Origin of the sequence: Oscillibacter sp. KLE 1745, from assembly GCF_000469445.2 — a bacterium.
In the GTDB taxonomy this organism is placed as follows: Bacteria; Bacillota; Clostridia; order Oscillospirales; family Oscillospiraceae; genus Oscillibacter; species Oscillibacter welbionis.
This window is the reverse complement of record NZ_KI271758.1, coordinates 13,844-27,776: the sequence shown is the minus strand read 5'-3', so window position 1 is coordinate 27,776 and position 13,933 is coordinate 13,844. Positions and strand designations below refer to the sequence as shown.

The 13,933-nt window shown below is 62.4% G+C and carries 16 protein-coding genes; 4 read left to right on the top strand and 12 right to left on the bottom strand.

The window, feature by feature from the left end; translation table 11 throughout:
- Positions 1-106: 106 nt before the first annotated feature.
- Complete coding sequence (locus HMPREF1546_RS14680; protein WP_021751370.1) at positions 107-316, bottom strand: helix-turn-helix domain-containing protein; 210 nt, start codon at positions 314-316, stop codon at positions 107-109.
- Positions 317-401: 85 nt separating this feature from the next.
- On the opposite strand from HMPREF1546_RS14680, the gene HMPREF1546_RS14675 reads away from it, so the two are divergent.
- Positions 402-611 (top strand): hypothetical protein, encoded by a 210-nt coding sequence (locus tag HMPREF1546_RS14675; protein WP_021751371.1) that lies wholly within the window; start codon positions 402-404, stop codon positions 609-611.
- 1 nt (position 612) lies between these two features.
- On the opposite strand, the gene ybeY is transcribed toward HMPREF1546_RS14675, so the two are convergent.
- Genes ybeY through HMPREF1546_RS14655 form a run of 4 tightly spaced genes read right to left on the bottom strand, consistent with a single transcriptional unit; the run spans position 613 to position 3,608 of the window.
- The gene (ybeY, locus tag HMPREF1546_RS14670) at positions 613-1,107 is read right to left on the bottom strand and encodes an rRNA maturation RNase YbeY (RefSeq protein ID WP_021751372.1); all 495 of its coding nucleotides are present in this window, start codon (positions 1,105-1,107) and stop codon (positions 613-615) included.
- The gene (locus tag HMPREF1546_RS14665) at positions 1,107-2,108 is read right to left on the bottom strand and encodes a PhoH family protein (RefSeq protein ID WP_021751373.1); all 1,002 of its coding nucleotides are present in this window, start codon (positions 2,106-2,108) and stop codon (positions 1,107-1,109) included. The genes ybeY and HMPREF1546_RS14665 overlap by 1 nt, the downstream gene beginning before the upstream one ends.
- Complete coding sequence (locus HMPREF1546_RS14660; protein ID WP_021751374.1) at positions 2,108-3,313, bottom strand: sporulation protein YqfD; 1,206 nt, start codon at positions 3,311-3,313, stop codon at positions 2,108-2,110. The genes HMPREF1546_RS14665 and HMPREF1546_RS14660 overlap by 1 nt, the downstream gene beginning before the upstream one ends.
- 4 nt (positions 3,314-3,317) lie before the next feature.
- Positions 3,318-3,608 carry a YabP/YqfC family sporulation protein gene (locus tag HMPREF1546_RS14655; RefSeq protein ID WP_021751375.1) on the bottom strand — a complete coding sequence of 97 codons (291 nt, stop codon included), beginning with the start codon at positions 3,606-3,608 and terminating at the stop codon, positions 3,318-3,320.
- 98 nt (positions 3,609-3,706) lie between these two features.
- Here HMPREF1546_RS14655 and HMPREF1546_RS14650 point away from each other — a divergent pair, with 98 nt between their 5' ends.
- Positions 3,707-4,627, top strand: coding sequence for a nucleoside recognition domain-containing protein (locus HMPREF1546_RS14650; protein WP_021751376.1), 921 nt, complete (start codon positions 3,707-3,709; stop codon positions 4,625-4,627).
- Between the two features lie 73 nt (positions 4,628-4,700).
- Here HMPREF1546_RS14650 and HMPREF1546_RS14645 read toward each other — a convergent pair whose 3' ends face one another.
- From HMPREF1546_RS14645 to HMPREF1546_RS14615, 7 genes are all read right to left on the bottom strand, one after another.
- Positions 4,701-5,642 (bottom strand): ABC transporter permease, encoded by a 942-nt coding sequence (locus tag HMPREF1546_RS14645; RefSeq protein WP_021751377.1) that lies wholly within the window; start codon positions 5,640-5,642, stop codon positions 4,701-4,703.
- Positions 5,642-6,787, bottom strand: coding sequence for an ABC transporter permease (locus tag HMPREF1546_RS14640; RefSeq protein WP_021751378.1), 1,146 nt, complete (start codon positions 6,785-6,787; stop codon positions 5,642-5,644). The genes HMPREF1546_RS14645 and HMPREF1546_RS14640 overlap by 1 nt, the downstream gene beginning before the upstream one ends.
- 6 nt (positions 6,788-6,793) lie before the next feature.
- Positions 6,794-8,302 (bottom strand): ABC transporter ATP-binding protein, encoded by a 1,509-nt coding sequence (locus tag HMPREF1546_RS14635; protein ID WP_021751379.1) that lies wholly within the window; start codon positions 8,300-8,302, stop codon positions 6,794-6,796.
- 189 nt (positions 8,303-8,491) lie between these two features.
- Positions 8,492-9,649, bottom strand: coding sequence for a BMP family protein (locus HMPREF1546_RS14630; RefSeq protein WP_021751380.1), 1,158 nt, complete (start codon positions 9,647-9,649; stop codon positions 8,492-8,494).
- Between the two features lie 471 nt (positions 9,650-10,120).
- Positions 10,121-10,837 carry a purine-nucleoside phosphorylase gene (gene deoD / locus HMPREF1546_RS14625; protein ID WP_021751382.1) on the bottom strand — a complete coding sequence of 239 codons (717 nt, stop codon included), beginning with the start codon at positions 10,835-10,837 and terminating at the stop codon, positions 10,121-10,123.
- Between the two features lie 15 nt (positions 10,838-10,852).
- Entirely contained in the window at positions 10,853-11,512 is a 660-nt protein-coding gene (gene deoC / locus HMPREF1546_RS14620; protein ID WP_025544682.1) for a deoxyribose-phosphate aldolase, read from the bottom strand.
- 21 nt (positions 11,513-11,533) lie between these two features.
- Complete coding sequence (locus tag HMPREF1546_RS14615; protein WP_021751384.1) at positions 11,534-12,529, bottom strand: MBL fold metallo-hydrolase; 996 nt, start codon at positions 12,527-12,529, stop codon at positions 11,534-11,536.
- A 211-nt stretch (positions 12,530-12,740) separates the two neighbouring features.
- Here HMPREF1546_RS14615 and HMPREF1546_RS14610 point away from each other — a divergent pair, with 211 nt between their 5' ends.
- On the top strand, positions 12,741-13,079 hold the full coding sequence (locus HMPREF1546_RS14610; RefSeq protein WP_021751385.1) for a hypothetical protein: 339 nt from the start codon (positions 12,741-12,743) through the stop codon (positions 13,077-13,079).
- A 197-nt stretch (positions 13,080-13,276) separates the two neighbouring features.
- On the top strand, positions 13,277-13,933 hold a 657-nt coding region (locus HMPREF1546_RS14605), incomplete at its 3' end, for an S-layer homology domain-containing protein (RefSeq protein WP_021752071.1).

The window sequence follows — 13,933 nt, the reverse complement described above, 5'->3', positions numbered from 1 at the left end:
CTCTTTTTGGCGCAACCAAAAAGAGAATGGGGGGTGCATCCCGCCGGACAAGCCCCCTGTGGGAGCAGAAATCCCCGTGGCCGCCGCGACGGCGGCCCATCTCATGTTACCCCCGCTTGTCGCTTCGCCCCACCAGATAGTCGATGGTGACGCCGAAGTGGTCCGCCAGTTTCCAGACGTTTTCCAGGTTGGGGAGGTTAACACCACCCTCAAATTTCTGGTAGTGCTGCTCAACAATCCCAATCGCCTCAGCTACCTGAACCTGTGTCTCTTTTTTCTCCTTGCGCAATTCTCGCAGTCTTTCTTTCAAAAGCATTTTGTTCCTCTTGACACCGCGAATTAACTGTGTTATCTTTTCATCATAGCACAGTGAAAATGGTGTTTTTTGAAAGGTGGTTTCTATGTCAGACTTTATGATATGGCTTTATCTCCACTACATCAAGCCCTACCTGGACACTGTCCCAGCGGACGACTATAACTTCCACATGGATATGATTCATAACGAGTTGGGTTATCACGCCTTGGAAAGCTATGAAAAAAACCTGGAGTTCACCGCCATCCACGCTTTCCTGCTGGGCCTGCGCACCGGCCGGGGCCTGCCCCGGGAGTGATTCACCGCCCGATGCCCAGCTCCCCCAGGATGGCTTCCTCTCTCGCCCGCATCCGGGCCTTCTGGGGCCCCTCGTCCAGATGGTCATACCCCAGCAGGTGCAGAACAGAGTGCACCACCAGATAGCTCAGCTCCCGCCGTTTGGCGTGGCCGTACTCCCTGGCCTGGGCCGCCACATGCTCCATGGAGATCACCATGTCCCCCAGGGGCACCAGGCCGGTGCCCGGGTCCGCGTCCTCCGGTGCGGGCAGCTCCCCGGGCCGAAGGTCGAACTCCGGAAAGCTCAGCACGTCCGTAGAGGCGTCCACCTGCCGCATCTCCCGGTTGATTTCGTGAATGCCGCTGTCGTTCGTCAGCAGCACGTCCACCTCACAGGGAACGTCCACCCCCTCCGCCGCCAGGGCGGTGCGGATCACCTTGCGGATCAGGGCGCAGTTGCCCTCACTGGCGGCGCCGGGCACGTCGGCGGTGACGGGGATATAATGCCGCTTCGCCATCACTTCCGCCCCTTTCCGCCGTTTTTCGCGGTCTCGTACCGCTCATAGGCCTCCACAATCCGCTGGACCATCACATGGCGGACCACGTCGGCGTTGGTCAGCTCGCAGATGCCGATGCCCTCCACGTCCCGCAGGACCCGCATGGCCTCCTTCAAACCGGACGCCTTGCCGTCCGGCAGGTCGATCTGGGTCACGTCGCCGGTGATGACGATCTTGGACCCGAAGCCCAGCCGGGTCAGGAACATCTTCATCTGCTCCCGGGAGGTGTTCTGTGCCTCGTCCAGGATGATGAAGCTGTCGTCCAGCGTCCGGCCCCGCATATAGGCCAGAGGGGCCACCTCAATGTTGCCCCGCTCCAAATACTTCTGATAGGTCTCCGCCCCCAGCATGTCGAAGAGGGCGTCGTACAGCGGCCGTAGGTAGGGATCCACCTTTGATTGCAGGTCCCCGGGCAGGAAGCCCAGCCGCTCGCCGGCCTCCACCGCCGGACGGGTCAGGATGATGCGATTCACCTGCTTGTCCCGAAACGCCTGCACGGCGGCGGCCACGGCCAGATACGTCTTGCCGGTGCCCGCCGGGCCCACGCCGATGGTGACGGTGTTCTTCAGGACGGACTTGATATACTCCTTCTGACCGATGGTCTTGGGCTTGATGGGCCGGCCCTTGGCGCTGATGCACAGTACGTCGCCGGTGAGCTCGGTGATCTGGGACTCCTTGCCGCTGCGCACCAGGCCGATGACGTAGCGGACGTTCTGCTCCCCGATGGCCTCCCCCCGCGAAGAGAGGGTCAGCAGGGCCTGGATGGCCTTGCAGGCCAGCATGGTGTCCTCCGGCTCTCCCTCCACCCGGAGCTCCCCGTCCCGGTTCACCACCGTGACGGAGAACTCCTGCTCCAGCAGGCGGATGTTCTCGTCAAAGGATCCAAAAATATTCACGGCCTGCTCCAGCCGCTCAATGCTGATTCGCTGTTCCAAGGTATCACTCCTGTATCTCCCGGGCATCAGCCGCCCGATTCTTCTGTGGGGTCTGTGTAGATGGGCACGGCCCGGCCGATCTCCTCCACACACTCCGCCGTCAGTGTCACCAGCAGTCCGTCCCCCTCCCGGCGAGAAGTGCACAGGGTAGAGCTGACGGTGCCGTAGGGGTCCACCAGAGTGTGGAGGTAGTCCGTGAGGATCGCCTCACCCCGGCTCTCCGCCTGGGCGGCGGAGACCTCGGCGGGGACCGTCTCGTAAAAACGAAAGGTCTCCTTCACAAAGGTGACCGGCAGCGGCAGCCCGAACAGGGACCACTGGGTCCTTTCGGTTATTTTATCATAGTTTCCCGTCCCGATGCTACTGTTTAAAAAGAATTTTACCCGATTTGTCCCAAAGACCAGGGAGTAGCCCTGTTTCTCCTCTCCGGTGTACTGCTTTTCCGCCACCGTCAGAGGCATTACCGTGGAGAGAGTGTACCAGGTCCGGGCCTCCACTTTCCCCATGCCGGTCAGGACCCGGGCGCCCACAGTCTCCGTGTCCTCCACGCCGGAGATCAGCAGCTCGCCCGCCTCCACCGACGTCCCGGGCAGCACGCACCGGACCCCATCCATCGCCTGGATGTCCAGGATCAGCCCGTCCCGGCGGGCCACCACGTTGGTGGGCTCCCGCTCGTCCACCGGCTCCGGCGCCTCCACCCGCTCCCGCACCTCTACATAGGCCCGGCAGCCGGAGACGTTCACTGTGATCCACAGCAGCTCCGGAATCTCCAGCAGCACATGGTTGCGGATGTCCTCCGTGTCCAGGGAGATGCCGAAGGTCCCGATCCCCACCCCCTGCCGCTGCAGCGCCCGCAGGATCTCCTCGTCTGTGACCCGCTGGTTCCCCTCCACCGTGAAGTCCCAGATGAAGAAGGAGCCGAAGAACAGCAGTGCGCTGCACAGGGTCAGTCCCGCCAACAGCGCGTGCCGCCGCCGGAACCGGCCCAGGAAGAAGGGTACCCCCTCCTTCCGCACCACGGTCAGCCGGCAGTCCAGCTGTTTCACCGCCCGGCGCAGAGCGTAGTAATCCCGCCGGTTCAGCCGGCAGGTGAAGGCAGTCTCGGACTCCCACTCCATATCCCAGAAGGCCAGGTTCCGGGCGCCGCACAGATTCAGCACCCGCTCTGGAAAGGGGGTCTCCACCCGGATCCGGACCTGGCCCTGGAGCCGGTTGACGATCTGATTCAGCATGGTGTCACCTCACCCACTCCACGGCGGCAATGTCCCCGCCGATCCGCAGCTCCTCCGCCGTCATGGCCATCAGGGCCAGGCGGGCGCCCCGGACCCGCAGCACGCCGCCGGTGGTGTTTACGTCGATCTGCTCGTCGCTGTACGCCAGGATGCCTGTGTGGTGCTCCAGATACAGCTGGCGGCTGCCCATCATCTCCAGGTGGGGCAGGCCCGCCACCAGATCTGCCGGCAGGTCGAACAGCTCCGCCACCGTGTCCAGCACGCCGCCGTTTCGGTCCTTTCGATTCCGCTCCATACGTTCACCTCTTCCCGACTGTATGCACAAACGTCCCGCAACATGCCGGGGGCATAGTGTCCCCCGCTCCGGCATAGGGTGTGGAGAGGTGATGCGGGATGCGGATTCGATGGCGGATACTGGCCTGCCTGTGCCTCGGCGGCCTGCTGGTGTGGTTTCTGGCGGACGCCGGGGCCGTGCGGGACAGTGTGGCGGAAGCTTTGGCCCTCTGTGCCCGTTCCGTGGTCCCCTCCCTGTTCCCCTTCCTGGTGGCCTCCTCAGCGCTGCTGGCTCTGGGGTTCGGGGAGCTGGCCGCCCCCTGGCTGGCGGGGCTGATGGAGCCGCTGTTCCGGGTCCCCGGCGCCGGCAGTGCTGCGCTGGTGCTGGGGTTGGTGGGGGGCTACCCCATCGGCGCCAAGACGGCAGCAGACCTCTACCGGGAAAATCTGGTCTCCCGGGAGGAGGCGGAGCGGCTGCTGGCCTTCTGCAACAACTCCAATCCGGTGTTCCTCATCAGTGTGTTGGGCGTGGGGGTGTTCGGCAGTGTGCGGGCCGGGGTGTGGCTGTGGCTGATCCATGTGCTCTCCGCCCTTCTGACGGGACTGGTGTTTCGGGGCAGCGGAAAATCCGCTTCCCGGCAGGAGCTGACAAGGCGTCCTCCTTTCCGGGCTGTCAGCTTTGCGGAGGCCTTCACCGGGGCTGTCCGGTCCTCGCTTGCCGGGATTCTGTCTGTGTGCGCCTTCGTGGTGTTCTTCTATGTGCTGGCGCAGCCTCTCACCGCCGTGGGCGGCCGCCTGGGGGCGGTCCTGGTGGCGGCGCTGGAGCTCTTCTCCCTGACGCCCCTGCTGACAGCTGATGCCTTCGGCTTTCTTCTGGCGGCGGCAGCAGCGGGCTGGGGCGGCCTCTCGGTCCTGTGTCAGACGCTGGCGGTGCTGGAGGGCAGCGGCCTGCGGCTGCGGAACTGCTTCCTGGGCAAGGTGGTGCAGAGTGCCTTCTCCCTGCTGCTGGCCGCTCTGCTGGTGGGCTACGTGCTGGGATAAAAACAGCCTCCCTGTTGTCGAAGCCGATAACAGGGAGGCATATTTTGTCGTGAAATTCCGTTTTGTGATGGAATTACCGCTGGCCCTTGTCGTAGGGAATGCCCTCCGCCTTGGGGGCACGGGACTTCTGAGATGTGAAGGCCAGCACCACCAGAGAGATGACATAGGGCAGCATGTTATACACGGAGCTGGGCAGGTTCAGATTGCTCAGCAGGTCGAAGCCGCTGTACACATTGCCCAGGGCCCGGAAGAAGCCGAACAGCAGCGCCGCCAGGGCGATGCGGGTGGGCTTCCACTGGCCGAAGATCATCACCGCCAGGGCCAGGAAGCCGAAACCGGCCACGCCGTTTTCAAACTTCCACTCGCTGACGCCCGCGATGATATACACAATGCCGCCCAGGCCGCCCAGCACGCCGGAGATCAGTACGCCGGCGTAGCGCATCCGGTAGACGTTGATGCCCACGGAATCCGCTGCCTGGGGATGCTCGCCGCAGGCGCACAGCCGCAGGCCGAAGCGGGTCTTGTACAGCACCACATAGGCGATTACCAGGGCGATCACCGCCAGCAGCATGCACCAGTTGAACTCAAAGCCGCCGATGTTCACCAGGAATGCCTTGCGGCCGTCCAGGTACTGGATGGTGGAGGACACGTTGTCCGGATCGGCGGCGGTGTTCATGGCCTTCACGAACACGGTGGCCGCGGCGGTGCCCAGCAGGTTCATGGCCGTGCCCACCAGTGTCTGGTCCGCCTTGAAGTTCACGGCCGCCACCGCCAGCAGCAGGGAGTAGATCATGCCCAGCAGGATACTGGCCAGCACCGTCAACAGCACCACCACAAAGGCGGAGGTGCCTGCAGGCAGGAACTTCATCATCAGCGCACCGCCCAGGGCGCCCATGACCATGATGCCCTCCAGGCCGATGTTGATGACGCCGGAGTGTTCAGAGAAGCAGCCGCCCAGCGCCACCAGCAGCAGGACGGAGGCGAAAATCAGCGTGTATTGCAGCAGCAGTAACATTACGCCTTCCCTCCTTCCTCAGAGCCGGGCCGGTCTTCCTTTGCCCGCCGCTTTTCATCCCGCCGGTCCAGCCGGCTGTTCATAAAGACCTTGAAGAACAGTACGAAGCCGCACAGGTAGATAATCAGGGCGGAGATCAGATCAGAGATCTGGGCGGAGTACATGGTCTTGTCCACATACGCGCCGCCGTTGGTGATGTGCTGAATGAAATACGAGGAGAAGATAGCGCCGATGGGATTCAGTCCGCCCAGGAAGGCGGCGGCGATGCCGTTGAAGCCCATGGCCGGCACCGCGGACTGTGTGACCTGCCACTGCTCGAATCCGGTGAGGAACAGCGTGGCCGCGCCCATGCCGGCAAGGCCGCCGGCGATGGCCATGGTGAGGATGATGTTTCGCTTCTCCTTCATGCCGCAGTACTTGGCCGCAAACTTGTTGCAGCCGGTGGCCCGCAGCTCATAGCCCAGCTTGGTCTTCTCCAGCAGGACCCAGATGCCCACGGCCACGATCACCGTCAGGGGGATGGCGATGGTCACATACTGGTTGTCGGAGAACAGGGCGCCCAGGCCCAGAGAGGGCAGGATGGCGTCGGGATTCGTGCTGCTCAGGGTGAAGGTGTAGGGACTGGCTGTCTCCTTCACCTGGGACAGCAGGGCGTTCACCAGATACAGGCTGATCCAGTTGAGCATGATGCAGGAGATGACCTCATTCACATTGCGGTACGCCTTCAGGAGCCCGGAGATGGCGCCCAGCACCGCACCGGCAGCAATAGCCGCCAACAGGCACACGTACCAGGGCAGCCCGAAGCCCAGGGCGCAGTACAGGCTGGCGCCGGCGCCGATGACGTACTGGCCGGCGGCGCCGATGTTGAACAGGCCCACCTTATAGGCGAACAGCACCGACAGGCTGCACATCAGCAGCGGCGCGGTCTTCACCAGCGTGTTGCCCAGATACCGCAGCCGGGCCGCGGCGCTGGGATAGTACAGGAAGTTCTCCACAATGGTGCGGATGGCCTCTCCCGCGCCGGCGGGGTTGATAATCAGCAGCACGATGTAGCCGATCAGCAGGCCCAGCACGATGCACAGCAGGGATGCCAGCAGGGACTGGAATCCCTTGTTCCGCAGGAGGGATGATTTTTCTTGTCTCATGGTTTCTCAAGCCCCCTTCCGCTTGGCGCCGGCCATGTACAGGCCCATCTCTTCCGCCGTGGTGGTCTTGGGGTCCAGCTCGCCCACGATCTCGCCCTCATAGATCACCAGGATACGGTCGGACAGGGACATGACCTCGTCCAGCTCCAAGCTCACCAGCAGCACCGCCTTGCCGGCGTCCCGCTGGGCCACGATCTGCTTGTGGATATACTCGATGGCGCCCACGTCCAGGCCGCGGGTGGGCTGCACGGCGATCAGCAGCTCCGGGTCCTTGTCGATCTCCCGGGCGATGATGGCCTTCTGCTGGTTGCCGCCGGACATGCTGCGGGCCACTGTGACAGGCCCCTGGCCGGAGCGGACGTCGTACTGCTCGATCAGGCGGTTGGCGTACTCGCGGATGGCCTTGCGCTTCAGGAAGCCCGCCTTGCTGACGAACTGAGGCTCAAAGTACCGCTGGAGCACCATGTTGTCCTCCAGGGTGTAGTCCAGCACCAGGCCGTGCTTGTGGCGGTCCTCCGGGATGTGGCTCATGCCCAGCAGAGACCGCTGCCGGATGGGGGCGCGGGTGATATCCTGGCCGCAGAGCGTGATCTTGCCGGACTCCAGGGGCTCCAGGCCCGTCAGGCCGTAGATCAGCTCCGTCTGGCCGTTGCCGTCAATACCGGCAATGCAGACAATCTCTCCCGCCCGGACCGTAAAGGAGATATTCTTCACAGCATTGTTGTTATGGAGCTTGGAGGCCACGGTCATACCCTCCACCACCAGGATGGGATCCTTGGGCTTGGAGGGCTCCTTGTGGACTGCGAACTCCACGTCCCGGCCCACCATCATGCGGGACAGCTCTTCACGGCTGGTCTCGGCGATGTTCACCGTGCCAATGTATTTGCCCTTCCGCAGGACCGTGCAGCGGTCCGCCACGGACATGATCTCATTCAGCTTGTGGGAGATGAACAGGATGGATTTGCCCTCTGCCGCCAGATTCTTCATGATCTGCATCAGCTCGTCGATCTCCTGCGGCGTCAGCACAGCGGTGGGCTCGTCGAAGATCAGGATCTCATTGTCCCGGTAGAGCATCTTCAGGATCTCCGTGCGCTGCTGCATGCCCACGGTGACATCCTCCACCAGTGCGTCCGGGTCCACCTGCAGGCCGTACTTCTCCGACAGGGCCAGGACCTTCTCCCGGGCCTCCTGCTTCTGCAGGAAGCCGTTCTTGCAGGGTTCCACGCCCAGGATGATGTTGTCTAAAATGGAAAAGCATTCCACCAGCTTGAAGTGCTGGTGGACCATGCCGATCCCCAGTGCGTTTGCATCGTTCGGGTCCTTGATCTGCACCACCTGGCCGTCTTTTTTGATGACGCCCTCCTCCGGCTGGTACAGGCCGAACAGCACGCTCATCAGCGTGGACTTTCCGGCGCCGTTTTCTCCCAACAGCGCGTGGATCTCGCCCCGCTTCAGTTGGAGCGTGATGTTGTCGTTTGCGACAATTCCCGGAAAGCGCTTGGTGATATTCAGCATTTCAATGGCATATGGCTGTTCCAAGCTTACCGCCCTCCTCCTCTTGTATAGTGTATTTATTGTACTATATCTTCCGGAATATTTCAAAGAAAAAATGCAGGAATATCAGGTTTGTTTTGTAAAATTTGTCCAGAGGCAAAAAAAGAGGACGGGATTGCTCCCGTCCTCTTCCTGCAAAGACTCTGATCCTTACTTGATGTTGCCGGCAAAGTTCACCGTGATGGTGGTTGCGGGCATGGCGGAGATGTCGTTGGAAACGGTGACATCGCCGTCGTACATGGCCTTCACCAGGGCCTTATAGTCGTCCTGGGTGAAGCCGTCGCCCCACTGGGTGGTCTCCATGGGCAGCTGGACATAGTTGGCGGTGGGATCATCGCCGTTCACCAGGCCCAGGGTCTCCACCTGGCCGCCGTAGTTGGCAAAGTTGCCTGCCACGACCTCGCCCAGCATGTGCTTGACGGTCTCGGCCAGACCCTTCATGGCGGAGGTCACGCACATGCCCTCGCCATAGGTGTCGATGTTGGCGGACTGGTCCACGTCCACGCCGATCAGCTTGCCGCCGACCTTGGCAGCAGCCTCAGCCGCGGAGGTGTAGATGCCGCCGCCGCTGGCGAAGACGACCTCCACGCCCAGGGTCTGATACCAGTTGTCCATGTAGGCGGTGATATCGCTGTCGCCATAGAACTGGTTGCCGTAGGCATACTCCATCACGACCTGGTCGGCGATGCCCATCTCCACGGCAGCGGCGTCAGCGCCCTGCACGAAGCCATAGCCGAACCGCTGCACGGCGGGAACGGCCATGCCGCCCAGCACGCCCAGGTGGGTGTAGCCCAGCTTCACGGCGGCGTAGCCGGCCATGTAGCCGCACAGCTCTTCCTGATACACAGCGCAGTACACGTTGGAGGGCACGGTGTAGTCCTCGCCCAGATCGCCCTGCGCCACGTCCAGCGCGATGAAGGTCACGTCGGGATACAGCTCCGCGGTCTCCTTGATGGTCTCGGCAAAGGCGTAGCCGGGCATCACGATGACGTTGTAGCCGTCAGCCACAGCGGCGTCCACCATGGCCACACGCTCGGCGGTGGAGTCACCGGCGGGCTTGTAGTACTCGAACTGCAGGCCCTCGGCGTCACAGAACTCCTGGCAGGCCTCATAGGTGGTCTGGTTGAAGGACTGGTCGGTGATATCGCCGTAGTCAGTAATCATAGCCACCTGATAAGCGGCGGTCTCGGCGTTGCCGCCATCCTCCGCATCGGCGCCCCCGTCAGCGGCGGTGTCGTCCCCGCCGCCGCAGGCGACCAGGGACAGGGACATCACCAATGCCAGGAGCAATGCAAGAAACTTCTTCATTGGAATCTACCTTCCTTCGTTTTGTTATCCGCGCGAAAATCTCTCCGCGCAGGATGACCTCAACGGGTCAGGCCCATTATAACAACTCTTCCTGAGGATTGCAACCGCATTTCCAAATTGTTTTCTTTTTCGCCACATTTTGTTGAAATTTTTATGAATTTCGGATATCTTTTTTACGGTTTTGTAAAAAGCAGAACCAATTCTGCAAAATTTTTGCTGTGGTTTGTCACGGCTCTGTTTCCATTGTCACCGGTCATTTCCCGGAGAGGCTCGGCCTGTGCCGGACCGGGAAAATATGGAAAAGATGCTCCGCGTCCCGGCCCGGCGGCTTTGCCGGCGGGCCTCCCGCTTTCACCTTTGCCGAAAGTCGCCGCTGCGGCGGGCCGATCAACTATGAAGGGGGACTCAACGTCCCCCTTCATGCTTCCCCCGCGTGGCCGCGGGGACTGATTCTTCTTTTTTGAACTCGCCTTACTTCTTCTCCATCTCCACAGCAACGCCCAGGGCGATCTCCATCATCTGGGTGAAGGTGGTCTGGCGGTCGGCGGCAGGCAGCTCCTCGCCGGTAATCAAGCTGTCGGAGATGGTACAGATGGCCAGGGCCCGCTTGCCCGCCTCGGCGGCGTTGCAGTACAGGGCCGCGCTCTCCATCTCTACGGCCAGCACGCCCATCTTGCCCCAGTCCAGAGTGTTGCCCGCCTTGTTGTAGAACACGTCGGAGCTGAGCAGGCTGCCCACATGGGGCTCGATGCCGAGCTTCCGGGCTACCGTCACGGCGGTCTCCAGCAGGGTGAAGTCCGCGATGGGGGCGAAGGTGCCGCCCAGGCCGAACTGGTGGGCGTAGTTGGAGTCCGTGCAGGAGCCCTGGCCGAACACCACGTCCCGCACCTTCAGCTGGGGGGAGATGGCACCGGCGCTGCCCACCCGGATGATGTTGTCCACATCATAGAAGTGGAACAGCTCATGGGAGTAAATGCCGATGGAGGGCATCCCCATGCCGGAGGCCATGACGGACACAGGCGTGCCCTGATAGGTGCCGGTGTAGCCCTGGACGCCCCGGACGTTGTTCACCAGCTTCGCGTCCTGCAGAAAGGTCTCCGCGATGAATTTGGCCCGCAGCGGATCGCCGGGCATCAGAACGGTCTTGGCAAAGGCCCCCTGGGCCGCCTCGTTATGGGGAGTTCCCATGCTTTCATTTCCTCCTTATTTCTCTTCCATGGCCTTCACGGCCTTGACGATGCGGCTGGTGCCCAGGCGGGAGGCACCCAGGTTGATGAAGTCCTCCGCGTCCTTCAGGTCGGCGATACCGCCGGCGGCCTTGATCTTCACGTTGGGGCCCACGTGCTTGGCGAAAAGGGCCACGTCCTCCCGGGTGGCGCCGCCGGTGCCGAAGCCTGTGGAGGTCTTGATATACTCCGCGCCGGAGGCGGTGACGATCTCGCACATCTTGATCTTCTCCTCGTCTGTGAGGAAGCAGCACTCGATGATGACCTTCAGCAGCTTGCCCTTGCAGGCGGCCTTCACGGCCTTGATCTCGGCGAGCAGGTCGTCCCACTTCTGATCCTTCACCCAGCCCAGGTTGATGACCATGTCCACCTCCTCGGCGCCGTTCTCCACGGCGTCCGTGGCCATGAAGCACTTGGCGGCGGTGGTGTCATACCCGTTGGGGAAGCCGATCACCGTGCAGATGGGCAGCTTTCCCGCCACATACTCCGCCGCCTGCTTGACATAGCTGGCAGGGATGCAGACGCTGGCGCAGCCGTACTTCATACCATCGTCGCAGATGGCCCGGATCTCCTTCCAGGTGGCCGTTTGGGCCAGCAGAGTGTGGTCGCACTTGCTCAGAATCTCTTTCACTTCCATTTGAAGCATCTCCTTTATCATTCATATTTTGTCGCCCACGCCGGCGAAATATACCCGTTTTCCATGTATCTCCTGGCGGAAGACCCGCCCTTGGGCCTCCAGATGGTCCAGATGGGCCAGGGCCTCTCCCACGGCAAAGAACTTCTGCGCCAGGGGAAAATCCGCCCAGTTCCGGCAGCGGATGCTCCAACGCATCCGGCCTGCGATCTGATAGGCGGTGAGGCCCGGCGCCTTCTCCACGGTCCGCAGGGTGTCCTCCAGCCGGCGGGCGTGGTGGGCCTTCAGCTCCGCCGTCCGCTGCCGCAGGTCCCCGGTCTCCGCCCGGTGGGCGGGATACAGCTCCGCTGTGTCCAGAGCGGCCGTCCTGTCCAGACTGCTGAGATAGTCCCCCAAAGAGTCCTCCACTCCCTGCCAGCGGCAGATGTTGGGCGTGATGTGAAACAGCACATGGTCGCCGCAGAACAGCCGCCGGCGGGCCGGGTCATACAGGCACAGGTGCCCCGGCGTGTGGCCCGGCGTCAGCACGCACCGCAGCATACGGCCGCCGTAATGGAGCGCCGCGCCGTCCTGCAGCTCCGTATAGAGCCCTTCCCGCCAGAGCGGGGCCGCCGTCTGGGCCGGATTGTCTCCCCACAGGGCCTCCATCTCCGCCTGGGTGAAGCCGTCCCGCACATATTCCCCGTAAAGCCGCTTCCAACAGGACGGATCCGAGGCGTTTTTCACGCCGGGGCTGTCGATCTCCCCGATATAGATCCGGCAGCCGGGGCGGATCAGCTCCGGCGCCAGCCCCGTGTGGTCGCTGTGGAGGTGGGTGCAGAAAATGTCCAGCCGGTCCCGGTCCACGTGCGTCTCCGCCAGCTGGCGCTCCATGGCCTCGCGGCAGGACTGCTGGCGGAAGCCCGTGTCGATCAGCAGGCTCCGCTCTCCGGTCAGCAAATAGCTGTTCAAGTTTTTCAGCGGGTTCCCCACCAAGGGGATGTCCAGCCGCCAGAGGTCCTCCGCCAATCGCTCCGCCATGGGCCGCTTCCTTTCCAAAAGGTAGATTCAGTATAGCAGACTTTGGCCCGCCTGTCCAGTGAGACGGGCCTTGCTCCCCCGCCTCCTCCGGACGGACGGGCAGCTCCGGCGCTTTCGCTGAAGGGGCCCGCTTCCAAACCTTGAAGCAGCCAGACGTATATGATATCATATAGAAAAGCAACCATTTCCGTATAAAAGGGAGGCCATCCACATGAAACCATTGATCTTCTGGTCTATATTGGCAATGCTGTTGATGATAGGCTGTCCGTGGTTGGCAGCAACATTTGCAGGCAGCGCGGGAATGGCCGTCTGCCTTCTGCTGTTCTTTGGGGTCAATCCCATATTTTCTGCTGTATGCGGCGTATTTGCAGGAAAGGACATCAAGCGGCTGTGGCCCCTTCCAATTGTTGTCGCGGGATTATTTCTGGCAGGGGCGTGGCTATTCTTTGCGATGGGTGAAACAGCGTTTTTGTTGTATTGCGTCTGCTATCTCATGATTGGCATGATCGCGATGCTGATGCGTTCTTTTCTGAAGGGCAGAAGCGCGTGATCCCAATATACAGAATAGTGGAACCAAGGCCCTCATGTGCGGCAGCGGGGCCTTTTATATACCGTTCTGTTCCGTCTTTTCCGCCAAGAGAGTCTTGGGAACGCCCAAATCGGCCCGGGCAGTAAAGGGACCGGGCCTTGCCAAGCGCTCTGCCCGGTGCTAAAATGGAGCCATTCTCAAGATTTGGAGGCTACCCCATGAAAAAACGACTTCTTTCGCTCCTCTGTGTCCTTGTCCTGACGGTGAGCGTGATCCCCGCCGCCTCCGCTCTGGAGGGGGAGGCGGCCCGGGCCGCGGACACCCTCTCCACCCTGGGACTGATCGACTCTACATATAATCTGGACGCCCCCGCCACCCGGGCACAGGCGGCCGTGCTGCTGGTGCATCTGGCCGGGGCAGAACAGGCCGCCGCGGCGGACAACTGGCTGGCCGGCTTCCGGGATGTTCCCGCCTCCATCGCCCAGGAGGTGAACTACGCCGCCCGGCAGGGCTGGATCACCGGCGTCACGGCGACAGCCTTCCGGCCGGACGCGGCCCTCACCGCCAACGCCTGGAGCGCCTTCCTGCTGCGGATGCTGGGGTATTCCGACAAGGCGGGCGACTTTACCATTGCCGACGCCGCGGGTTTCGCCCAGCGGATCGGCCTCTTCCCCATCGCCTATACCGGCACCCTGACCCAGGGGGACCTGTTTGAGATGGCGGCGGATGCCCTGTCCTTCTCCTACCGGGACGGCAGCGCCACAGTGATCGGACGCCTGGTGAGCCAGGGGACCGTCTCCCGGGCCGCGGCCAACGCCCTGGGCCTGCTGACCCCCGCCCTCACCGCCCGGCAGGTGGCGGACCGCTGCGCGGCC